A 20,580-nucleotide genomic window follows, 5' to 3' on the forward strand; every position below is an offset into this window, starting at 1 on the left:
CCGTCTGCAGCGCCCGCTTTGCCGCGGTGCAGTATTAGATTTCTCTGTTGGAAAAGGCAGATTTAGGGAACATAAAGAGAACAAAAGCAGTCTGGTGTCAAGGCCCTGTGAGCTTGCTTTCTGTGTCTTCATACAAACGAATGAGCCTGCCTCATTCATTCGAATGAGGCGGCGATTGCACCTGCGAAGGGACCAAGGTGACGTCGCCTCGATCCCACAGCCTTGGCTGGTGCAGCTTCATAGCCGCCCATCGGCTGAATCCGGCCTATGCTGGTTTGGCGTATTGCTCGGCGCTCAGCACCTCGATGCACTGGAAGGGCTGATTGCCTTCCACCCAGGCGTCGTGGCCCGGCGGGATGGTGTAGGAACTGCCGGCCTCGAAGGTCTTTTGCGTGCCGTCGGTCATGCGCACGGTGATCGAGCCGGATACGACGTAGCCGACATGCGAGACCTGGCAGCTGTCGGTCTTGACCACCGGCTTCACGCATTCGGACCATTTCCAGCCCGGCTGCATGTTCATCCGCGCCAGCGAATAACTTGGCAGCCGCACGATTTCGACGCGCGTCTTGGCGGGCGCGCGGACTTCGTCCGGATTGTTGTGCGATTTGGATTCGAGTTTCGTCACCTGCATTGCGGTTTCGGCCATGGCATCCTCCCTTGTGCAAGCGGAGCCCGACATTGCGATCGTCGGCGACCGCTGACTTACTCATACTCCATATTATGAGGTATCGCTAATATAATTGGAGGCGCTCTCGGCCTTCGAAAATTTTCAGCGTTTCCTATCGGAAGTTAATGCGGGACCCGATCGCTGGGTGCTTTCCTGTTCTCGCGCTGGCACGGCGGTGGTTGAGGGACCCATCCGTTCTCGCCCGACAGGGAGAATTCGATGCGAACCCTCGGCAACGATGAAGGCGATACCATCGCGACTTTTCGCAATCCCCCATCAGCAGGATGCCGAACCTGCCTCAGCGCTTACCGAGCGCGGCGCCGGTGCCACATAGTCGGGCGAGGGGGGAAACATTTGGGTGGAGATAATCAACAACCATCAGGAGGAAATCGATGCTTGATCAGGTCGTGAATGGCTATTCGCGCGTGCCGGTCATTGCCGCCCGTCGCGGCCCGCCGGGGCTCCGCCGATGCTGCGACAGCTATGTCTGTCCGGTCTGCACGCAGGTCGTCGAACTGACGGATTATTGCCAGGTGTTATGGCATCAGCGACCCGGCCATCAGCCGATGGACGTCGGGGACTGAATTACTTCGGTTTGGGCGAATACTTGGAGCGGCTCGACGCCATTGCAGAAGCGGAACCGCTCCAAGGGCGGCCCGCGTCTCCCAAGAATACGCGGGCCGGAAGCACGACAAGCAAGACCCTTTGGCCAACTGGTCGCGTTCGCCAGGGTCAGCCGCCGCTCGCGGGGGCGGGAGCTGGGCCCGGCGCCGGAGCAGCGGGTGCCGGCGACGGTGTCTTGGTCGGCGCCGGCGGCGTGTCGGCCTTTGGCGCTTCGATCTTGGGCGTGTCGATCTTGACGTTGACGTCGGTCGATCCGCCGCCACCGCCGCCGACATTGATGATGCCGGTGAAGAACAGCAGCCCGACGATCACGATGATGGCGAGAACGACTGCGACCGCGGTTCCGCCGCCGCCACCGCCGCCTGTGTTTACAACTGTAGGTCCGTCGGCCATGACTTCCTCTCCTTTCGCCGATCTCGATTGTCGGGCAACGACAGCATGAAGCGATTGTTCCAGCCTTCGGGCGACGGTCCGGGGCCATGCTCAGACTGAAGTCTCATCCATCGAACGCAGAGGCCCGACCCCCCGATTTCCACGCAACAACAGCGGCACCAATTCATTGGCTAGCAAGCCGCCGGACAAAGTCCCTTCATCGGCGGTCGACGATGGGTGCCCGCCATTCCTGCGATATGGCGGGCATTCCTTCCGCTCTGGAAACTCTCTTGGAGTTGCTGGCCGTGCAACCCGGCAACGTGATCGCGAACCTGTTTGCCGCGCTGCTTTTGGCGGGATTGATCGGCGGCGTCTTCCTCCTCTTCGGCAGGCCGCTTTGGCCACAGCGCCATGCCCAGATGGTGGTCCTTCTTCCGATCGACACGATGGCCACCGGATCGGTGCGCAAGGCCTGTGTCGAGCCATGCCTGCCTGCTCGTTTCGATCTCAAGCTCGCGCCCGTCAGGCCATCCGACGAACGCAGGCGACGGAACCAGTCCGCGCCTCATACCGTTGATTGAGCGAAGGGATGGCGCAGGCGGAGGCCGCCATGCATAATTTCGAACTCATCGATCTTTTGTGCGTCATCGACGCATGCGCGAGCGGCCGTTTGGCCGGACGTGTGGTGCCGATGTCAAAGGCTGTCGAGGAATTTCGCGTCCTGACCGGCGATTTCGTCTCGTCGGATACAGATGCGGCCAACGCCTTGACGCAGGTCGCGCTCGAGCGCGGCTGCGCGGTGCTCTTCGACGAGCAGCCGGGCGCGGATATCATAGGCGGATCGTGATCTTCCCTGGAAGCGATTCCAGGAAAAGTGCGAGCGGTTTTCCGTCCAGAATTGCATTTCAAAGGATGACGAAATTGGCGCTCATTTCGCCAGCGTGATCATCCGTCCCGCATACATCGCGCGGTTCCCAAGCTCGGCCGTGCAGTCCGATTTAACTGCGGAGCTTCCCGCCATTGCGACAGTGTCGCCGACCAGCCGCAGGCAACTGCCTTCGGCGTTCATATCCGAATTTCCGGCATAGGTGATGGCAGCGTCCGGGGCGTAGATGAAACCGCTCACCACCGAGCCGGATCCGCCGTTCAGCGTCAGCGCCTGTGTGTTGCCGCGCGCCTGGTAGATTGTGATGCCGGCGTAGGGGCCGCCGGCCGGCGGCGACAGGTTCACCTGCTCGTTGGCGTTGATGATGAGCTGCGAGTTCTCCATCAGGAAGATCGTCACGCCCTGGCCGATGAGGCTGCCGTTGCCGCCCGGCTTTATGGTGACGTTGCGCATGATGTAGGTACCCGGACTGAGAGTAATCTTTCCCGACAGCGTCTTGTCGCAGTAGGTGCCCGGCGAAAGCGTTATCGTCTTGCCGTTCGGCACTGGCAGGCAGAGCGTGTAGGGAGGCGGAACGACGTCCGCCAGCGGATCGAACGAGGCATACTGGTTTTCCTGCGCCGCGCCGCAGGAAAGAGTGGCGTTGGGGGGCGTCAACCCTTGCGTGCCGCCGACTGTCGAGACGCAGCCAGCGCTGACGATCGCCGAGCCGCCCCGACTGACGGCGTCGTCGGCGTCCGAATTGGCCGCGATCACGCAACCGCTCATCGCCACATTGGTGGAGCCCTGCAGGCTGACCGCGCCGTCGGCATGCTGATCGAGCGCGAGCACGCAGGCCTGCGCGCCGGGCTTGATCTTGACCGAGGCGGAGCGCGTTGCCGGCCAGGCCGGCATGCCGGGGACGAAGGCCGGTCGGCTGATGCTCGACGACAGCGAAATGAAGTAGGCGCTCGGACCGCCGCTGGCCCCGGCCTGGAAGGCGGCGACGCTGCCCGAATATTCCTGCGCGTCGGCGGCGCTCATATTGGCCACGAAGAAGGTCTGGCCGAGTTGCTGCACGTCGCTCGCCGACATGCTCGCCTGGTATTTCGTACCGATCGCAAGGCCGGCCGCGTCCAGCGAATTCTGCAACTGCGCGGCGTCGTCGCTGGTGCCGATCAGGTCGATGGATCCTGCCAGGGCAAGCATCAGCGGCACCATGGCCACCGCGGTCGCGACCGCGAAGTTGCCGCGTCTCGAAGCCCAGAAACGTGCAAACATGGAAGCCCGCCCTCGTCCTATATGCGAGAGTGATAGGCACGCTGTCTCTACGGGCGATTTCCAAAAAAGATAAAATGCAGAAAGTGCTAAAATATACGGTTTAACTGATGGTTACACCTTAAGTCTGAGAGTTTTTGGGCCTTAAGTCTTAGTGTGCGCGGCGCAAGGCCGGGGTGGCGGCCTGATGCAGTCCTAACAGCGCAAGTCGAGGGAAATAATTAGGCATTCGTTCATACGGCGATGATGAATGTAATGGCTGGGATAGCTTGGGTGCACTCGGCCATGGCCTTTTCAGGTCGGTTCATCGGAAATCTTTTTTCTCGACTGGTCTCTCGACGCTTTTGCGAAGGCAAGGGCGGCAATGTCGCGACCATCTTCGCGCTGACCCTGCCGGTGGTCATCGGCGGCGCCGGCCTCGGCGTCGAGACGTCCTATTGGTACTATTCGAGCCTGAAGCTGCAGGCGATCGCGGACGCCGCGGCCTATGCCGGCGCGCTGGAGAAGGTCGCGGGCTCCGATACCGCCGCCATCACCGCCGCCGCCACGTCATCGGCCGGCTCGAACGGACTGGGCGGCGGCACCATCGTCGTCAACACGCCGCCGGCGTCCGGGCCGAACACGGCCAAGAAGGCGGTGGAGGTGATCCTCAACCAGAACCTCGACCGGATCTTCACGTCCATCTTCACGCAGACGAAGGTGCCCGAGCAGGCGAGGGCGGTGGCGCTGATCACCGATGCCTCGAAGGCCTGCGTGCTGGCGCTCAATCCCTCGGCATCGCAGGCCGCCCTTTTTTCCGGCAACACCAGCGTCAAGTTCACCGGCTGCTCGGTCATGTCGGACTCGCTCGCCTCCGACGCCATCAAGGTGCAGGGTTCGGCCGGCCTCCAGGCTGACTGCCTGATCACCGTTGGCGGCATGGTGCTGAACAATCCGGTGACCACGCTCTGCAAGTCTCCGATCACCCAGGCGCTGCCGGCCTCTGACCCGTTCGCCAGCCTGCCGGCGCCCGCATCCTCTAACCAGTGTCAGCCCGTGAACAGTGGCAAGTCAGCACAAATATTGCAGCCCGGGACCTATTGCAGTGGCATGAATCTCAACGGCAATGTCGCGCTGTCTTCCGGTACTTATGTCGTGCAGGGTAATTTGAAGATCAACGCCGGCGCCGTCGTCACCTGCGCGGCGCCTTGCACCGGCGTCACCATCTTTATGGCCGGTAGCAATACCATAAGCATCAACGGCAATGCTACGGTGACGCTGAGCGCGCCGATCTCGGGCACCTATTCCGGCGTGCTGTTCTACGGCGACCGGACAGGAACGGCGGCGCAGAGCACCTTCAACGGCACCGCAAATTCGCTTTTGACCGGCGCGATCTACTTCCCCAGGCAGCAGGTCAATTATCTTGGCAATTTCTCGGGCCTGGACGGCTGCACGCAAGTCGTTGCCGACACCATTCAGTGGTCGGGCAATGCGACCATCAACCAGGACTGCTCGAAATACGGGGGCGGGGATATCCCGGCGGCACCGTCGGTCGCGATCGTCGAGTAACAGCATGGAGCCGCTGCCGATCCGCTTCCGCAAGAACCGCTGCGGCGCCGCCGCGGTGGAATTCTCGCTCGTGCTGCCGGTGCTGTGCGTCGCTCTCTTCGGTATCGCGGACGGCTGGTCCTACGTCACCAGTTCGCTGGCGATGCGGGCCAGCGTGAAAACGGCGGCGAACCTGCTGTTGGCCGGCTCCTCCGACGACAGCGCCACCCAAGCAGCAGCGCTCGCAAGCTGGGACAACAAGCCCGCCGACGCGGCGGTCACCGTGAACCGCACCTACAAATGCGGAACGACCGTGGTTGACGCGGCGACCCCGTGCACGGGGTCGAACCTACGCACGATCTATGTCCAGATCCAGGCGTCCGGAACCTGGGTCCCCCCGTTTACCTTCGGCCCCTTCCCAAACAACACCTCGATCGGCCATCAGCAGGTGGTTCGTGTCCGCTAAAGCAACCCCAGGAAAAGTGCGCCGCAGCCTTCCGCCCGGAATTGCGCCTCGATACAAGCAAATAGCTAGGGCGTTCGCCGGCAATGCCTCGGGCGGGGCGGCGATTGAGTTCGCGCTGATCGTGCCCTTCCTGATCATGCTCCTGTTCGGCATCTTCGCCTTCGGCTGGTCGATGAACAACGCCTCCAGCGTCCGCTATGCGCTCGAAGCCTCCGCGCGCTCGCTGCAGCTCAACAACACGCTTACTCAGGCCGATATCCAGGCCGTCGCCACGCAGAAACTGCAGGCGCTGGGCCTGCAGAACGTGAACGTCACCATTACCACCGACCCGGCGAGCGGCGGCTTCCGCATGGCGCACGTCAACGCCAGCTATGCCTTCGTCATCAGTTTCCCCTATTTCAGCGATTACCCGATCAGCTACACGACCTCGGTGGCCGTGCCGCTGGTCGGCGGTTAGAGGATCGGTGCCGAGTCCAGCACCGGTGCACAAGGTCAGGAGCCGGGCGCCGCCTCAACCCTTGAAGCAGAACGCCTGCGCTGCGGAAGCCTCTTCATAGTTGCGCCGAACCGGGGGACGGGGCCTTGCTGCCGTTGCCTTGCGCGGCGCAAGAAACATCTTTGGGACCATGGTCTGGCGAGACAAGGGCCCTCATTGTTCCAAACGGCCCAAGGGTGCTCGGCCCTTTGTATTTCCATTGAATTTCAATATGTTAACGTGCCATTTCGCGAAAACCGCCGGAGGATGGCGACCGTGCTCTCATTTCGCGACCGCGATTGCTTAAAGTTTATCCAACGCCATTAGGAAATTCTCATAAGAGGCTGTCTAGCGGTGGGCCATGACGACGATTCATCTGCGGAGAAGCAAAATGACATTGCGAAAGACACTTCTGGCATCTCTTGCCATTCTGGCGCTCGGGGCGGCCCCCGCGCTTGCCGGCGCTGGCGGCAATGGCGGCGGCCACGGCCATGGCGGCGGTAACGGCGGCGGTAACGGAAACGGCGGCGGCAACGGAAATGGCGGTGGCAATGCCGGCGGCAACGGCAACGGTGGTGCCTCGCACGGCAAGTCGGCTTCCGCTCCCGGTCACAACAAGGGCACCGACAGCGCGTCCGACAACAGCGCGTCTGACGACAGCTCGACCGACAACACGACCACGGCCGCCACACCCAAGGAAAAGAACATCCACGCCAAGCTCGGCCGGTTGAACTCGCTGAAGCGCAATCTAAGCGCCTACGAGCATTCCAAGAGCAAGAAATTCGCCGGCGTCCAGGCTTACGCGACGCAGGCCGCGGCGGCCAAGAACGCGCAGGCCAAGCTCGACGCCGCGAACGCCCAATTGACCACCGACCAGAGCAAGCTCGCCGACCTCACTCAGCAACTCGCCGATCTCAACGCGACCGACACGACCGGCTTCACGACCGAACAACAGGCCGCTCTCGATGCGCAGGTTGCCGACGTTCAGGGGCAGATTGACGCCCAGAACACGGCAATCACCGCCGACAACCAGGCGGTCACCGATGCCCAGGCCGCGGTTGACAACGCGCCGCCCCCCACTGACGCGTCCTTGGACGCGGCCCTTGCCGAGATGGCCAACAAGCCGGTCGACGCCGACGTCACCGCCTGGGCCAAGGACACGCTGGCGGGCAAGATCGACGCGCAAGCCGCTGCCACGGCGACGACAACACCATAAGGCCGGGCGAACCGACCAGAGGGTGAACGAAAGCCGCCGGGCCTCGTCCGGCGGCTTTTTTGTCGGTGTGTCGCCCGCCGCGCACTCGCGATCTCCAGAAAGAAAATGGCTCGCCTCGGTCGAGACGAGCCAAAGCGGGAGCCCATTGTTGGGTGTCGGCTCCCGCTACAGGTTGCCACCCACGCGGCATTGCGTCAAACAAGCTGTTGGCGGGGCGTCCTCGCAGTCACCCTCGACGGGTCCCGGCCCAATGCGTCGGCACGTCAGACCTCGGTCACCTTGTATTCGGCGAAACACAACGCCAATATAATCCGCACTCCTCGTCCTTGCCCGCCATGGTGCATGGCTTAGACTCCGCCGCCCCCGGCGAACCGAGCCCAGATATGGGGAGTTGAGAAGACGACAGTCGATTCCCCAGGGATGTAGCTGTTCCTTCATCGAGCCCGCCACTGGTTCAGGCGCCAGTCGGCGGGCTTTTGATGGTCGGCCTAATTCGCGTGATCGAGCAGGCGGGTGGCATCGGGGCGATCCTGGCCTTGTTTGGTCCCGGCGTGATCGATGCCTTCCACGGTGATCGCGAATGTCCCGTTCTCGGTCCTGCCGATGAAGCCCTTCGCCTTGAGGTACCACAGGTGGAATTCGAGGTGCTCGCGAGGGCAGCCCGACAGGCGTTCGAGCTCGTCGTCGCCGATGCCCGGATTGTTGACGTCCCGCCGGCGCCTCACATAAAGGAGCGACAGCAGATTGGCCTGGATGACAGTATCCCTCTCCATGCCGCCGCCGTCGCGGGCTCCTTCCGTGAGTTCGTGACGAAGGCCCAGATGCTCCCGGTAAAGGATGTCGTACTGAGCCCGTTTGACTGGGTCCCGCAGCGTATTGTGGGCTTCCACGATCTCGCTGAAGCGCGATTCATTGCCTGTCTCCCGATTGTCGGGATGGTAGCGCATGGCAAAGTAGCGGAAAATCCGCTCGATGGTCTCAGAATTGGCGTTCGGGCTTATTTCCAGAAGTTCGTAGTAGTCAATGAACATGTAATCGTGCTTCCGAAATTACGGAAACCACTCCCCCGTCGCCAAGCATTGCTCAAATGCTGCGCGGGTGCAAGGCGCCGCGCCTTGCCGTGCTCCGCCGGCGGTTCTGGCCGAGGGATTGGAACGCTGAAGCTCATGCTTTCACCCGCCGGCTGAAAAAGGGGCGACGTCCTGCCTGGCGGCGCCTTGGTGCCGATGGGCCGATCGGCAAGGCTTGAGCTGTCCAAGGTCGGGAAACCTCACCGTGTCAGTCCGCTATTGCGGTGAAATAAATTCCGGGCTCTGCTACGTTAGCTCCGTTTGAAATTCAGGTGGCAACCTGGATGGGGGCCGACCTCAAGCCCGGCTCCCTTTTGGCTCGCCTCGAAAGAGGCGAGCCATTTTTTTGCAAAGCCGTCGACATCTCGTGGCTTTCGCCCGAAGGCCCCACCCGACTTAGGTACGCCATGGCTAATATGGCTTGCAGGATGTAGACTTCGCAGAGTCGGGTTTACAAAGGCATTGGGAGGACAGCAAAATGCCACGGGTATCGGAGCTTTTCTTCAAGACGGCCATCGTCTTTCTTATCCTGGGCATCGCCGCCGGGCTGCAGATGGCGATTTCGGGCGATCACGGCGCCTTTCCGGCGCATGCCCACATCAACCTTCTTGGCTGGGTCACCAGCGCCATCTTCGGCGGCTACTATGCGCTCAATCCGGCCAAGGCCGAGCGCCGCGTCGCCATGATCCATTACGGCCTCTATACGGTCGGCATCGTGATCATGCTGCCGGCGCTCTACTGGATGCTGGCGGCAGGCCATCCGGAGGTCGAGCCGGTCGTGGCGGTCGGCTCGCTGATCGTCGCCGCTGCGGTGCTGATCTTTGGCTTCGTCGTGTTCTCGTCTTCGGAGGAGGTGCGCTCGGCTTCGCCGGCCACCGCGCGTTAGTTCGGCGAACCACAGGATTGCAGCCGGCTCGGACCACGGTTCCGACGGCTGCAAGCCGGCGGGGTTGCGCCGCATTGACGTCGTGAAAGGCGGCCCGCCGGCGGCGATACAAATTTGATGGCGCCTCGAAACTTTAGCACCGAGGCGTAGCCCGGTCGCTGCGTTCGAGCGCAGAATGCGGAATGCTGGCTATTGCGGCGCGACGACCTCTCGAAAAGGAAAAGACGTCAGTCAGCCCGGTCGCAAAGCGCCGCTCAAAGCGATCAAGGCAGCAGTTTCGGGAACAGCCACAAGATGAGAGCGTGGACGATTCCATCGCGTTCGAACGGGCCGGGTATCTTGACCGGTGCCGAGCTTGCATCCGCTTTGCTTTCGTCGGCCGCGCGGGTCTCGCCATGCACGAGCCAGAGCACGGCCACGAAATAGCCGACCTGCAAAACCACGGCAGCCAGGAATGTCCAGCCGATCGCCGTCCAGACAGATCCCGTGGAGGCGTAAGTCCAACCTAGGATCACCAGAAGCGTCGCCACCATTCCCACAAGAAACTGCGGAAAATACATCTGCCCATTCGAGCGCCGCGGCCACATTCGGTCATCGACGATCTCGCCCATATCTCTACCCATCTCGACCCATGCACGTTTTCCAGGTGGACCGCAAGCTTGAACGATTTGCCGACGGGCCCATCGCCCTTTTGTCCGATCCGATAGGGACTAGGGACGCAGGACTTCTGGTGTGACAACTGGGAATTGCGCCAAATCGTTCCCGAGGCTCAACATTCAACGCGTGCCTAATGAACACGCGCAGGCGATTGCCCGTGTGTTCGGTTGTCCTCACGAAAAAAGGCCCGCCGCGTGGCGGGCCCTTGTCTGTCCTGCTATCCGGATCAGGTCAGGATCAGCACGATCTTGTAAGTGTCGGGGTCGACGATGACGATGCGTCCGTCGGCCAGCACGAAATACTCGTAGGATTCGTAGGCAGGCACGATCTTGACGATGCGCGCCGGCAGGCGGTGCAGACGCACCTTGTGCCGCGGAACCTCGATACCGACAGAGATGTCGAAGTTAACGTCGCGAACCGGCTCGACCTTGGTCTCATGGATGATCTGCGTGACCTGCGTCTTCTGCTCCACCGTCACGTTGTTGATCGAGGCCGTCTTGTTCTGGTCTGTCTCGACATTGGTGTTGCCCTGGGCATTCTGCTCGTTGGTCGTGCCGGTCTTGCCCTGCGCATTCTGCTCGGTCTGCATCTTTGTATTGCCGCCCTGAGCGTTCTGCTCGTTGGTGGTGCCGGCCTTGCCCTGAGCTTGCTGGTCGGTCCGGGTCGTGGTCTTGTTCTGGGCATTCTGCTCGGTGCTGGTGCCGGTCTTGCTCTGAGCGTTCTGCTCGGTCTGCATCTTGGTGTTGCCCTGGGCATTCTGCTCGGTACCGGCCTTGCCCTGTGCCTGCTGCTTCTTCTTCAACTGCGTGTTGTCCTGAGCGTTCTGGTCGGTGTTGGCGCCGGCCTGACCCTGGGCCTGTTCATCGGTCTTCATCTTGGCCTTGCCCTGGGCCTGCTCCTCGGTGTTGGCGCCGGCCTTGCCCTGAGCGTTCATCTCTGTCTTCGATTTCGTCTCGCCCTGAGCCTGCCCGCCGGCCTTGCCGCCCTTTTGGCAATCGGCCGTGCCGGCCGCGCAATTTTCGCCGCCGCTCGGCTGTGCGGATTCGGTCTGGGCCATGGCGGCGCCGCAACCGACACCAAGCGCGATCATACTCGTGATAAGCAGATGTTTCATGGGATTTCTCCTCGGAAAGTTCGGTCCCTTCACTGGGAAAACCCGGCCCGAAAAGCATTGTTCCGAAATTGTCGCGCCGCGCGCCGCGGACGTTCTTTGAATGCGCCTGTGACGTTCCCCCCGAAAATGGTGTCGGCGAATTTTTTGCAGGAACAAGGCTTGTCGGCCGGCGTTACGCACATTGCCTACCGGCTGTGAAATCGCAGGCGCAGCGTGAGAGGCATATCCAAATCAAGGAGAAAATCGATGAAAATGCACCTCACAACCGCAGCCGCGGGCCTGCTGCTTCTGACCGGCATCGGCGCCGCCGCCGCCGAGGATGTGATCATCCAGCCCGAACAGGAAACGGTCATCCGCGAATATGTGCATAAGCAGCCGCTGGCGTCGGTCAAGGTTCCCGGCGTGGAACTCAACGTCGGCACCGCTTTACCGGATACGGTGGAACTGCACGAGGTTCCCAACGTCAAGTATCGCTACACGGTGATCGACAACCGGACGGTCGTCGTCGATCCCGGCACGCGCAAGATCGTCAAGATCATCCAGTAGGATCATTCGCAGCTGAGTTGACGGCCCTGCCGCCAACTGCGGCCGGCCGTCAACCAGTATTAATTCGTTACCATATGCTAACGGAACCTTCGTTCCGGGCCCGCGTTGCCGCTGCTGTGTTCGAAATTGCCTCATAGAGAACACAAGCATGCGCAGGATTAAGATTCGGGCGGCGGCGAAACAGGCACGGGTTGGGGGAGGAGACTGACCAACATGTCGAAACGTGAAATCGGAACGTCCCGTTCGCTCGGGATGCGTGTCGCCGATCTCAAAGCCAGGATGCGGGACGCCCGGATCACCGAGCATGAGATGAAGACCTTCCAGAAGGTCGCGGCCATCATGGGGGGCGGCGAGGGCTCTCTACGCATAGACGCGGACGATCTGATCGCCGCGTCCTTCGTTACCGAGGCGCCGGGCGAATCGGCACCGAGCTGACAGCCGCCCCCAGCCAAATCCTCCCCGATCGATCCAGTCGACCTCCAGCCGGCAAGGCGGCGGTTTGCAGGCAAACGGATGCAACGGACGCCAGGGCGCGCCCGGTTGCTCCGGGATTCGCAGGCCAAAAATCCTAAAACTCGTGGTCGAGGCCGATGCGCACCGCGTCTTGGGCGGATGTCGTTATATGCGTTGTGAGGCGTGATCAACAGACGCCGCGAGTCCAGCGGGTGCCGCTGGCCCTGCGGGCGTCATGCCCGACGCCGCCGCCCGGCCGTTGTCCGGCGAGAGACTATCCAGGCACGTGTCGGTTCTGTGCCCGGCTTTCGCGTACCCGGCTTCGCCTGATCTTTGCTTCGCGCAGCACTGTGACCGGATCGGCGCCGGTCCATTCGATTCCCGCCTTCTTCGCGAAGACCAGGAATGCCTGCCGCGCCTTGTCGAGATCGATGTCGCCGGCTCGCGCCGCCTCGCAGGCGTGCAACGCCGTGCTGTGGCTCTTGCCTCGCGACGCCAATGGCCATTCCTTGAGAAAGTTCTGCATCCCGGTGAGCGTGGCGATCTCGCGCTTGAAGCCGGCGCCCACGGCGATGGCCACGGGGGCCCGAAGTTCGATGTCGCTTCTGATGGGGCCTTCTTGCATGACTGCGGCATCCTTTTGATTTCAAAGACTTGGGCAGTTTCAATGCCTTCCAATGCGGAGCCGATGCGAAGGTTCCGCCAAATCAATTAGTCGTCGCTGACGGAACAACACCTTGCCGTCGGCGTTTGCCCCGGGAGCTCCCATGTTCCACCTGCCCGTGTTTCCGCCCCCGCGGAGGCCGGGGCGGAGTTCACCAACGCAACAGGAGAGAAACGATGAAAACCACCCTCATTCCAGCTGTCGCCGGCCTGGCTCTGATGGCCGGCATCGGCATCGCGGCCGCGGACGAGGTGATCATCACCCCCGAGCAGCAGACCGTGGTCAAGGAATATGTCCACAAGCATCCGATCGCCTCGGTCAATGTGCTCGGCCTCGAGCTCGGCGTCGGCTCGACCGTGCCTGACACCGTCGAGCTGCAGCAGGTTCCGGATGTCCAGTACCGCTATGCGGTCGTCAATGACCATACGGTGCTGATCGATCCCGGCACGCGCCGCGTTGTTCAGGTGATCCAGTAGATTTAGTCCTCAAAGAGCCCGATCCTCTCCCGGAGCGTCGGGGAAGGATCGGGCTCTTCTCGCATCCGGGCATAAAGCCTAAGATAGGCAGCGGTTTGGGAGGCAACGAAGCGCGGAAGGAGTCGTTGCCATGCATCATCCACACGTCGAATCCCCTGACATTGCCCGCCAAGTCGACAAGCTGCTGGCCGAACGCGGCGATGGGCTGCTGTCGATCAAGCAGGCGGTCGCGCTATTGCGCGAGCGCACCGGAACTGATCGTTCCGACGCCGATCTGGCCGGACTGATCGTCAAGAAGGCCGCGTATCTCGGCATCGCGGTGCTCTCCGACGAGAAGTGAGCCATCACCGGATATTGCTTTAAGATGCGTTTGCGCGCCGCGTCTACACCCAAGACGCCACGCGAAAATTCGGCTAATGTTTGGCTGGGGAACAGTCCCAAACCTTAGGAGGCGACAAAGTGACGGACGACAGGTACGAACGCATTCGCCAGCGCGCGCACGAGATTTGGGAGCAGGCCGGCCGGCCTGAAGGCGCGCATATGGAGCACTGGGACCAGGCGACGGCCGAGATCGATGAGGCGGGCAGGCCGAAGAAAGCCGCCAAGAAGGCCGCTGCCGCCAAGGTCGAGAAGCCGAAGGCCGCGAAGGCGGAGAAGCCTGCCAAGCCCCCCAAGGCGTCACCCAAGTCGAAAGCCAAGGGCTGATCGCGTCCTAACGGGATTATGGGCGGTCGTCAGACCGTCTGCCGCATAGTTGACCCACCGGCGGCGCGACGGCGGCCTGCAAAGCCGCGGTCTGCGCCAGCCGCGCCCATGTCGGCGAGCCTGCCGAGCAGATCGCTTGGCATCGTTTGAGAGTGTTAATAAGCCACAGCTCCAATCATCAAGGAATTACTGATCAGGTTGAAATATTTTCTGTGCCTTGGCTGCAACCTGTGTTCAATAGATAAAGTGCTCCCAGTAAAAGTCAGGCATTGAGCGGAAGGCGCAGTTGACTCCGCGCGCCCGCATGCGCCTTTTTCATGCGAGGCTTTCTCTCAACATCCAACTTCGGGGATCAGGGCATGCGGGGTATCAACCGTGTCATTTCATTTGCGTTTCTAGCTGTGGTGGGCGGTCTCTCCGCGCCTTGCCAGGCGGCGCCGGTCGAGTACGTCAGGGCGTGCACGGCGTATGGCGCGCAATATTATTACAGTCCCGGCACCGCCACCTGTATCAATGCCAACACGGGCGAGACGCGCAGCGTGACGGAGGACGGTGTGGTCGACGGCAAGACGGCGTTGGCGAGCAAGGTCGACAACATTGACCGCCGCGTCCAGCGCGCCTTCGAGGGTGCATCGGTGGCCTCGGCGCTGGCCGGCCCGGACCTGGTGCAGGGCGAGCATTTCGGCGTGCGCGTCAACTGGGGCAATGCCGGTCAATCCAACGCCATGGGTGTCACCGGCGCGGCGGTTCTTGGCGAGGGCTTCATGCCTGGCGGCAACGGTCGGCTGGCCGGCGCCGCGGGCGTCGCCTTCTCCGGCAAGACGGTCGGCGGCAATGCCGGCCTGCAGTTCACCTGGTAAGCGCGACCGGGAGCAATCAATGTTCAGATATCTTCTTGCGCCGGCGATCCTCGGCGCGGCAACGCTCCTTGCGGCGCCATCCCAGGCCGCGGTCGCGTATGTCAAGATCTGCTCCGCCTATGGAGCCAATTACTACTATAGCCCGGGCACGGACACCTGCATCAATGCCCAGACTGGCGTGACCAAGAAGCAGGTCGACGACGGCAATGGCGGCGAGATGACCGAGGTCGGTAAGACGGCGCTCGCGGCCCACGTCGATGACATCGACAACCGCATCACGCGCGCCTTTGAGAACGCCTCGATCTCGGCCGCGCTCGCAGCGCCCGATCTCGTCCAGGGCGAGCATTTCGGTGTGCGCGTCAACTGGGGCAATGCCGGCTATGCCAATGCCTTCGGCGTCACGGGCGCCGCGGTGTTGAGCGAGGGCTTCGACCATGGCGGCCGGCTGACCAGCACGCTCGGCATTGCTTTCGCCGGCAGCCAGGTCGGCGGCAATGTGGGGCTGCAGTTCAGCTGGTAGGGGAGGCTACCGTCTCCCTTGCTTTCCGGCGTATTGCGCGACCGCGCAAATGAGGGCCAGCGCCGCCGTATCGCAGGCGGTCCGCGACGGCGACGGTCCCTTGGCGAAAAGCACCGCGTCCGCGACGGGGATCGTCAGGCCATGCTTTCTGGCGAATGACGTGACTTCGTAAGGCTGGTCGTCGGGCTGTATGCCGATGTCGATACGCTGGTCCATCAACGAATTCCTCCCTGGTACGCGGCTTTACCCTCCTTCGCCTGAGACGAATTTAACCACCCGCCGCTCAGCCGCGTCCACCAATTTCCAATTGTATGAAACGATGCATTTTTCGACGGGCGGCCCAAGGGTTGTAGGGGGAGCTGCCTGCCTCACCACGCATCGCTCGACCGGGCAAACCGCACGCCTGCCGCGATCATCGCGCTTTCGCATTCGCTGATCAGCCTGAGATTGCGCAGATACCGCGCCACCGTCTCTGAGAGCCAGGCGGCGCAGGCCTCGACATAGGCGCGGCCATGCACCAGCGTGCCCGTCGAAAGCCGCTCGTCCTTCTCGGCGATCACCTTCAGATATTGCCGGATGAAACGGATATCGTCGGCGATGTCCTGGCTGGCCATGCGCCAAGCGCCGGCGAGGCGTTCGCGCTCGGCAAACGGCAGTGGCGAGAGCAAAGGGCGGGAGAGGTTGGCGAAAGCGCCATGGTTCGCGGTATTCAAGCAAGTCCCCTCAAAGGAAGGGAAAGATCGTACTTTATGTACGAAAAACAATCAAGCTGGATTCGTACAATTTGAACGACACTGCGGTTACGATACCGCGGTTATAAGAAATCTGCGAAAAATCTTATAACCCGGCATCTCCCTAAGGGAGATGGGGCCCCTGGTTCAATTGGCCTCGCAAAAAACCGCTTTCCCATTCGCTCGAACAGTGCTTTAACGCGGCCATCCACAGGGGTGCTCCGTACGGTCGGGGCTGAGATGGCGGCGGCAAGCCTCCGGACCCTAAAGCTGATCTGGATAATACCAGCGGAGCGAGGCGGGCCATGTTTTCCGGCGCACAGATTTCTCTTTATCCCATGGCTGACGATTTCGTCGGCGTCATCCTTGGCGCGTTGGACGCGCTCGACCCTTACCGCGACAGGCTGAGGATCGAGACCGACGATATCTCGACGCTGCTGGTCGGGCCGCCCGAAGTGCTATTTCCCGCCATGCGCGACCTGTTCGTCGCGGCGGCGAAGAGCGGCAAGCACTGCGTGCTGTCGGCGGCGGTCTCGCGCGGCTGTCCCGGCGAGCCGGACGATCCGATCTGCCGCTCGGACGAGATAGGCGGCCCGGCGATTCCGCTCGAGGAGCGCAAGCGTGCCGCGCTCCGCGCCGTCGAGGCGACGCCCTCGACCGACCAGCCGGTGGCGGCGCAATTCTCGCTCTATGTGATGGGCACCGGCGACCACATGGACGAGATCTATGGTTGCATCGACTTCCTGAAAAACTCCGGCGTCTTCGACCGCTCAAAGAATTTCTGCACCAGGCTGCGCGGCGACGCCGGCGCGGTGTTCGCCACGCTCGCGGAAGCCTTCTGCCGCTTCGGCCCCGGCGCGGGCCACGTGACGCTCGACATAACGATTTCGGCGAACAGTCCGACCGCGGTTTGAGCCGCGTAGCGCTGCCGAGGTAGATGTCGTGGCTGTTTTGTTCGGTTCTACGCCGCAAGAGGAGTCTTCCGTGATTGGCGAAAGCCGGGGTGCCGTCCAATCTCCTCCGCAAGAGGGGAGATCAGCCCTTGCTTCCGCCTTCGCCAAAAGCCTCCCCGCCGCCATCGCTTTCGCTCTTCTCCTCATTGCCTGGGAGCTCTACACCCGCCTCGGCGGCATCGCGTCCACCGTGCTCCCAGCACCCTCGCGCGTGCTGGCGCAGGCTTGGGAGAACCGCTCGGCACTTGCCGACAACACGCTGCCCACGATCCGCGCGACGCTGGCGGGCTTTGCCTGCTCGCTCGTCGCCGCCTTCATCCTCTCGGCGTTGGTCGACTTCCTGGCCCCGTTGCGCCGGGCGCTGTTCCCGCTGCTGATCGCCAGCCAGACCTTGCCGCTGGTGGCGATCGCGCCGCTGGTGGTGCTTTGGTTCGGCTTCGGGCTGCTGCCAAAAATCCTGCTCGTGGCGCTGGTCACCTTCTTCCCGATGATGGTGGCGCTGGTCGAAGGCTATGCCGCCACGGCCAAGGAGATCAGCCAGATGCTCGCCGCCATGGGAGCAGGGCGCTGGCGCATCTTTTGGCTGGCGCGGCTGCCGTCGGCGCTGCCCTATTTCTTCGCCGGACTGCGCATCTCCATCACCTATGCCGTGGTGGGCGCCATCTTCGCCGAATATGCGGGCGCCGCGAAGGGGCTCGGTATCTACATGCTCAGCGCCAAGAACAATTTCCGCCCCGACCTGGTGCTTGCCGCCGTCGCGGTCAGCTCGGCGCTGACGCTGGCGCTGTTCGGCCTTGCCGTGCTCGTCCAGCGTCTCGCCATGCCCTGGGAACGCGCGGACGGCAAATCCGATCCTTCCGCCGCAGGCCGGCCATGACCCGGCTCGAGCTCCGCGACGTGCAAAAGAACTTCGGCGCGCTCGAGGTGCTGGCCGGCGTCTCCCTCCATGTCGGCGCGGGCGAGTTCGTATCGATCCTCGGTCCTTCCGGCGCCGGCAAGTCGACATTGTTCCAACTGCTCACCGGCGCGATCCGGGGCGAGGGCGAGATGCGCTTCGACGGCGCGCCGCTCGATGGCGCCCGCTTCGCCTTCATGCCGCAGCGCGACGCGCTGATGCCGTGGCGGCGCGTTATCGACAATGCGGCGCTGGGGCTCGAAGTGCAGGGCATGAAGCGGCGCGCGGCGCGCGAGCGCGTGGCGCCGTTGTTCGCCGAATTCGGCCTTGCCGGCTTCGAGCGCGCCTGGCCGGCCGAACTGTCCGGCGGCATGCGCCAGCGCGCCGCGCTCCTGCGCACCGTGGTGCAGCAGCGCGACATGCTTTTGCTCGACGAGCCGTTCGGCGCGCTCGACGCGCTCACCCGCGCCGCCATGCAGCGCTGGTTGGAGACGATGTGGCGAAACCATCGCTGGACGGCGCTGCTCATCACCCATGACGTGCGCGAAGCAGTGCTTCTGTCCGACCGTATCTATGTGCTTTCGGCGCGTCCCGCGCGCGTGGTGCGTGAGGTGGCCGTGCCGCTGCCGCGCCCGCGCACCGAGAGCGCGGCGCTTGTCCGCGAGGCCGCGGCGATCGAGGCCGGCATCCTCGACACGCTGCTTGGCCAGCCCGATCCGAATTTCCGACCATCCGATGGAGAATTGAAATGACCGATCTGACCCGCCGCCAGGCGCTGTTTCTGGCCGCCGGCCTGCCTCTTGCCGGGGCCGTCACGCACGCCCGTGCCGCCACCCCGCAAAAGATCACGGTCGCGCTCGACTGGACCGTCAACACCAACCACATCGGCCTGTTCGTCGCCCGCGACAAAGGCTTTTACCGGGACGCCGGCCTTGACGTGGAAATCCTGCCTTATGGCGATACCGGCTCGGGCACCCTGGTCGCCAACCGTGTCGCCGATTTCGGCATTTCAGGTTCGCTCGGCCTGTTCACCCAAAAGAGTGCTGGCGCCGACCTGAAGGCCGTCTACGCCGTCGTCCAGTCGGAGACCGGCCGCGTCGTCTTCAACGCCGACCGCGCGGCGATCAAGAGCCCGAAAAATCTCGACGGCCTGACCTATGGCGGCTTCGGCAGCGCCTGGGAAAACGCGCTGCTGCGGACCATCATCCGCCATGACGGCGGCAAGGGCGATTTTTCGACCGTGACGCTGGGGACGTCCGCATACGATGCGCTGGCCAACGGCTCGGTCGATTTCACGCTCGAAGTCTCGACATGGGAAGGTGTGGAAGCGGAACTGAAAGGCCTCAGGCAGCGCAGCTTCCGCTATGCCGATTACGGCGTGCCGGACGAGCACACGACACTGATCGTCTCCAGCAACGCCTTCCTCGCCGCCAATCCTAAAGTCGCCGCCGCTTTCGTAAAGGCAACGCAGCGTGGCTACGCCTTCGCGGTTGATCAGGCGCGGGAGGCGGGCGACCTGCTGGTCGCCGCCAACAAGGACACGCTCACCGACCCGGCGCTGATCGATGCCTCGCTGAAGGCGCTGAACGACGGCCATTTCCTGAAGAGCGCCGACGGCACCATCGGCACCATGGACAAGGCGAAGATGGAGGCCATGGGCGGGTATCTGTTTGCCTCGGGGGTATTGCTCGACGGCTATGGCAAGGCGCTGACCGCGAAGCCGGACGTCGAGGCATATTTCAGCAACGAGTTTCTGGGCGCCTGAGAGGACGAAGGAACGCGGTATCGTGCCAGAACCCGTCCGGAAATCCGGTGCGGAGCCTAATTCTCAACGATGGCGCGAAGCAGCGCGGTTTTGATGTGCCACCCGGGTTCGCCATGCAGTAACAGGGCGGCCTCATAGAATCTCGCCACGGCCGGGCACAGGCCCGGGAAGTCCTGGTTGGCGTTCGAGATAGCCTCCATCTCGGCCGACGTGCCGCCGATCTTTGTGAAAACGTCGGCGACCTGCGACCAGTCCTGATCGCTGGGCACGGCCGCCGGTAGACCGCTTCTTTTGGCGGCGCCGAAGGCGCGGAACAGCGTGGCGCCGATCCTGTCCAGGTCAGCCAGGAAATCGTGGCCGGGCGCACTGATCGCGTCCGGCCCGTTGCGCAGGTAATTGTTGCAGGTGGCCGGTGTTTCGCGCGCCATGACATGATTGAGCATGTCGAGTTGCGCCGAAAGCGCTTCCGAAGCGTTGCTGTCCGGGGTCGTGGGTAGGAGTGGGGCATATCGATGCCTGAGATCGGCGACCGCCTGTCTGGTGATATTGCGCACTTCTGTTTGGCTTCCGGCCTGGGCCGCGGCAGTGATCTTGCGCAGCATCGCATCGTAGTCGTCCGGAAATTCGCGGGCGATAGCCTCGAATATCTGGAGATCCTGCTTCCGGATCTCGGCATCGATGTCGGCGGTGGTCAGCGTCTGGGGCGGCATCTTTACTGACTGATAGTGGTGATGTCTGCCGCTGCCGAACATCGTCGGCATCACTTTAGTCCCAACGATGCTTACGGAGACGACC

At 62.7% G+C, this 20,580-nt stretch carries 29 protein-coding genes and 1 riboswitch; of the genes, 19 read left to right on the top strand and 10 right to left on the bottom strand.

What is annotated here, in order from left to right; all coding sequences use genetic code 11:
* Nucleotides 1–265 precede the first annotated feature (265 nt).
* Nucleotides 266–646, bottom strand: coding sequence for a cupin domain-containing protein (locus tag FJ957_RS12440; protein ID WP_140831690.1), 381 nt, complete (start codon nucleotides 644–646; stop codon nucleotides 266–268).
* Between the two features lie 413 nt (nucleotides 647–1,059).
* On the opposite strand from FJ957_RS12440, the gene FJ957_RS12445 reads away from it, so the two are divergent.
* Entirely contained in the window at nucleotides 1,060–1,251 is a 192-nt protein-coding gene (locus FJ957_RS12445) for a hypothetical protein (RefSeq protein ID WP_140831692.1), read from the top strand.
* Nucleotides 1,252–1,399: 148 nt separating this feature from the next.
* Here FJ957_RS12445 and FJ957_RS12450 read toward each other — a convergent pair whose 3' ends face one another.
* Nucleotides 1,400–1,684, bottom strand: coding sequence for a hypothetical protein (locus FJ957_RS12450; RefSeq protein WP_140831694.1), 285 nt, complete (start codon nucleotides 1,682–1,684; stop codon nucleotides 1,400–1,402).
* Nucleotides 1,685–1,896: 212 nt separating this feature from the next.
* Between FJ957_RS12450 and FJ957_RS12455 the strand changes: the two genes are divergently transcribed.
* Complete coding sequence (locus tag FJ957_RS12455; RefSeq protein WP_246685819.1) at nucleotides 1,897–2,244, top strand: hypothetical protein; 348 nt, start codon at nucleotides 1,897–1,899, stop codon at nucleotides 2,242–2,244.
* A gap of 29 nt (nucleotides 2,245–2,273) precedes the next feature.
* Nucleotides 2,274–2,510: a hypothetical protein gene (locus tag FJ957_RS12460; RefSeq protein WP_140831696.1), complete on the top strand. Its 237-nt coding sequence runs from the start codon at nucleotides 2,274–2,276 to the stop codon at nucleotides 2,508–2,510.
* An 81-nt stretch (nucleotides 2,511–2,591) separates the two neighbouring features.
* Here FJ957_RS12460 and FJ957_RS12465 read toward each other — a convergent pair whose 3' ends face one another.
* Entirely contained in the window at nucleotides 2,592–3,809 is a 1,218-nt protein-coding gene (locus tag FJ957_RS12465; protein ID WP_140831697.1) for a TadE/TadG family type IV pilus assembly protein, read from the bottom strand.
* Between the two features lie 252 nt (nucleotides 3,810–4,061).
* On the opposite strand from FJ957_RS12465, the gene FJ957_RS12470 reads away from it, so the two are divergent.
* The 4 genes from FJ957_RS12470 (at nucleotide 4,062) to FJ957_RS12485 (ending at nucleotide 7,490) form a co-directional block, all read left to right on the top strand.
* Nucleotides 4,062–5,354: a pilus assembly protein TadG-related protein gene (locus FJ957_RS12470; RefSeq protein ID WP_246685820.1), complete on the top strand. Its 1,293-nt coding sequence runs from the start codon at nucleotides 4,062–4,064 to the stop codon at nucleotides 5,352–5,354.
* A 4-nt stretch (nucleotides 5,355–5,358) separates the two neighbouring features.
* Nucleotides 5,359–5,799 carry a TadE/TadG family type IV pilus assembly protein gene (locus tag FJ957_RS12475; protein WP_140831699.1) on the top strand — a complete coding sequence of 147 codons (441 nt, stop codon included), beginning with the start codon at nucleotides 5,359–5,361 and terminating at the stop codon, nucleotides 5,797–5,799.
* 16 nt (nucleotides 5,800–5,815) lie between these two features.
* Complete coding sequence (locus FJ957_RS12480; protein ID WP_246685821.1) at nucleotides 5,816–6,256, top strand: TadE/TadG family type IV pilus assembly protein; 441 nt, start codon at nucleotides 5,816–5,818, stop codon at nucleotides 6,254–6,256.
* Between the two features lie 409 nt (nucleotides 6,257–6,665).
* On the top strand, nucleotides 6,666–7,490 hold the full coding sequence (locus tag FJ957_RS12485; protein WP_140831702.1) for a hypothetical protein: 825 nt from the start codon (nucleotides 6,666–6,668) through the stop codon (nucleotides 7,488–7,490).
* Between the two features lie 488 nt (nucleotides 7,491–7,978).
* Here the strand turns inward: FJ957_RS12485 and FJ957_RS12490 are convergent, their stop codons facing one another.
* Nucleotides 7,979–8,521, bottom strand: coding sequence for a J domain-containing protein (locus FJ957_RS12490; RefSeq protein WP_140831704.1), 543 nt, complete (start codon nucleotides 8,519–8,521; stop codon nucleotides 7,979–7,981).
* Between the two features lie 517 nt (nucleotides 8,522–9,038).
* Between FJ957_RS12490 and FJ957_RS12495 the strand changes: the two genes are divergently transcribed.
* The gene (locus FJ957_RS12495) at nucleotides 9,039–9,446 is read left to right on the top strand and encodes a hypothetical protein (protein WP_140831706.1); all 408 of its coding nucleotides are present in this window, start codon (nucleotides 9,039–9,041) and stop codon (nucleotides 9,444–9,446) included.
* Nucleotides 9,447–9,709: 263 nt separating this feature from the next.
* Here FJ957_RS12495 and FJ957_RS12500 read toward each other — a convergent pair whose 3' ends face one another.
* Nucleotides 9,710–10,057: an exopolysaccharide production repressor protein gene (locus FJ957_RS12500; RefSeq protein ID WP_246674252.1), complete on the bottom strand. Its 348-nt coding sequence runs from the start codon at nucleotides 10,055–10,057 to the stop codon at nucleotides 9,710–9,712.
* Between the two features lie 272 nt (nucleotides 10,058–10,329).
* On the bottom strand, nucleotides 10,330–11,217 hold the full coding sequence (locus FJ957_RS12505; RefSeq protein WP_140831707.1) for a DUF1236 domain-containing protein: 888 nt from the start codon (nucleotides 11,215–11,217) through the stop codon (nucleotides 10,330–10,332).
* Nucleotides 11,218–11,463: 246 nt separating this feature from the next.
* On the opposite strand from FJ957_RS12505, the gene FJ957_RS12510 reads away from it, so the two are divergent.
* Both FJ957_RS12510 and FJ957_RS12515 read left to right on the top strand, forming a co-directional pair.
* Nucleotides 11,464–11,763: a DUF1236 domain-containing protein gene (locus tag FJ957_RS12510; protein WP_140831709.1), complete on the top strand. Its 300-nt coding sequence runs from the start codon at nucleotides 11,464–11,466 to the stop codon at nucleotides 11,761–11,763.
* Nucleotides 11,764–11,976: 213 nt separating this feature from the next.
* A complete protein-coding gene (locus FJ957_RS12515; protein ID WP_140652209.1) occupies nucleotides 11,977–12,198 on the top strand; it encodes a hypothetical protein in 222 nt (73 codons plus the stop codon).
* A gap of 292 nt (nucleotides 12,199–12,490) precedes the next feature.
* Here FJ957_RS12515 and FJ957_RS12520 read toward each other — a convergent pair whose 3' ends face one another.
* Nucleotides 12,491–12,841 carry a DUF982 domain-containing protein gene (locus tag FJ957_RS12520; RefSeq protein WP_140831711.1) on the bottom strand — a complete coding sequence of 117 codons (351 nt, stop codon included), beginning with the start codon at nucleotides 12,839–12,841 and terminating at the stop codon, nucleotides 12,491–12,493.
* Between the two features lie 215 nt (nucleotides 12,842–13,056).
* Here FJ957_RS12520 and FJ957_RS12525 point away from each other — a divergent pair, with 215 nt between their 5' ends.
* The 5 genes from FJ957_RS12525 (at nucleotide 13,057) to FJ957_RS12545 (ending at nucleotide 15,441) form a co-directional block, all read left to right on the top strand.
* Nucleotides 13,057–13,356, top strand: a complete 300-nt coding sequence (locus FJ957_RS12525; RefSeq protein ID WP_140831712.1) for a DUF1236 domain-containing protein — start codon at nucleotides 13,057–13,059, stop codon at nucleotides 13,354–13,356.
* 130 nt (nucleotides 13,357–13,486) lie between these two features.
* On the top strand, nucleotides 13,487–13,696 hold the full coding sequence (locus FJ957_RS12530) for a hypothetical protein (RefSeq protein ID WP_140831714.1): 210 nt from the start codon (nucleotides 13,487–13,489) through the stop codon (nucleotides 13,694–13,696).
* A gap of 119 nt (nucleotides 13,697–13,815) precedes the next feature.
* Nucleotides 13,816–14,061: a DUF2934 domain-containing protein gene (locus FJ957_RS12535; protein ID WP_140831715.1), complete on the top strand. Its 246-nt coding sequence runs from the start codon at nucleotides 13,816–13,818 to the stop codon at nucleotides 14,059–14,061.
* Nucleotides 14,062–14,420: 359 nt separating this feature from the next.
* The gene (locus FJ957_RS12540; protein ID WP_181180551.1) at nucleotides 14,421–14,921 is read left to right on the top strand and encodes a porin; all 501 of its coding nucleotides are present in this window, start codon (nucleotides 14,421–14,423) and stop codon (nucleotides 14,919–14,921) included.
* Between the two features lie 19 nt (nucleotides 14,922–14,940).
* The gene (locus FJ957_RS12545) at nucleotides 14,941–15,441 is read left to right on the top strand and encodes a porin (RefSeq protein WP_181180552.1); all 501 of its coding nucleotides are present in this window, start codon (nucleotides 14,941–14,943) and stop codon (nucleotides 15,439–15,441) included.
* Between the two features lie 6 nt (nucleotides 15,442–15,447).
* Here the strand turns inward: FJ957_RS12545 and FJ957_RS12550 are convergent, their stop codons facing one another.
* Both FJ957_RS12550 and FJ957_RS12555 read right to left on the bottom strand, forming a co-directional pair.
* Entirely contained in the window at nucleotides 15,448–15,657 is a 210-nt protein-coding gene (locus FJ957_RS12550) for a hypothetical protein (protein ID WP_140831720.1), read from the bottom strand.
* A 152-nt stretch (nucleotides 15,658–15,809) separates the two neighbouring features.
* Nucleotides 15,810–16,154, bottom strand: a complete 345-nt coding sequence (locus FJ957_RS12555) for a hypothetical protein (RefSeq protein WP_140831722.1) — start codon at nucleotides 16,152–16,154, stop codon at nucleotides 15,810–15,812.
* A gap of 220 nt (nucleotides 16,155–16,374) precedes the next feature.
* Nucleotides 16,375–16,487: riboswitch (TPP riboswitch) on the top strand.
* Here FJ957_RS12555 and FJ957_RS12560 point away from each other — a divergent pair.
* The 4 genes from FJ957_RS12560 to FJ957_RS12575 all read left to right on the top strand — a co-directional run bounded on the left by FJ957_RS12560 (nucleotide 16,478) and on the right by FJ957_RS12575 (nucleotide 19,785).
* The gene (locus FJ957_RS12560) at nucleotides 16,478–17,086 is read left to right on the top strand and encodes a YkoF family thiamine/hydroxymethylpyrimidine-binding protein (RefSeq protein ID WP_140831723.1); all 609 of its coding nucleotides are present in this window, start codon (nucleotides 16,478–16,480) and stop codon (nucleotides 17,084–17,086) included. Its footprint overlaps the riboswitch before it by 10 nt.
* Before the next feature lie 70 nt (nucleotides 17,087–17,156).
* Nucleotides 17,157–18,002: an ABC transporter permease gene (locus FJ957_RS12565; RefSeq protein ID WP_246685823.1), complete on the top strand. Its 846-nt coding sequence runs from the start codon at nucleotides 17,157–17,159 to the stop codon at nucleotides 18,000–18,002.
* Nucleotides 17,999–18,772, top strand: coding sequence for an ABC transporter ATP-binding protein (locus tag FJ957_RS12570; protein WP_140831725.1), 774 nt, complete (start codon nucleotides 17,999–18,001; stop codon nucleotides 18,770–18,772). The genes FJ957_RS12565 and FJ957_RS12570 overlap by 4 nt, the downstream gene beginning before the upstream one ends.
* The gene (locus tag FJ957_RS12575; RefSeq protein WP_140831726.1) at nucleotides 18,769–19,785 is read left to right on the top strand and encodes an ABC transporter substrate-binding protein; all 1,017 of its coding nucleotides are present in this window, start codon (nucleotides 18,769–18,771) and stop codon (nucleotides 19,783–19,785) included. The genes FJ957_RS12570 and FJ957_RS12575 overlap by 4 nt, the downstream gene beginning before the upstream one ends.
* A 56-nt stretch (nucleotides 19,786–19,841) precedes the next feature.
* Here the strand turns inward: FJ957_RS12575 and FJ957_RS12580 are convergent, their stop codons facing one another.
* Nucleotides 19,842–20,546, bottom strand: coding sequence for a hypothetical protein (locus FJ957_RS12580; RefSeq protein WP_246685824.1), 705 nt, complete (start codon nucleotides 20,544–20,546; stop codon nucleotides 19,842–19,844).
* Nucleotides 20,547–20,580: the final 34 nt, after the last annotated feature.

Origin of the sequence: Mesorhizobium sp. B2-4-6 (genome assembly GCF_006442775.1) — a bacterium.
GTDB lineage: Bacteria > Pseudomonadota > Alphaproteobacteria > Rhizobiales > Rhizobiaceae > Mesorhizobium.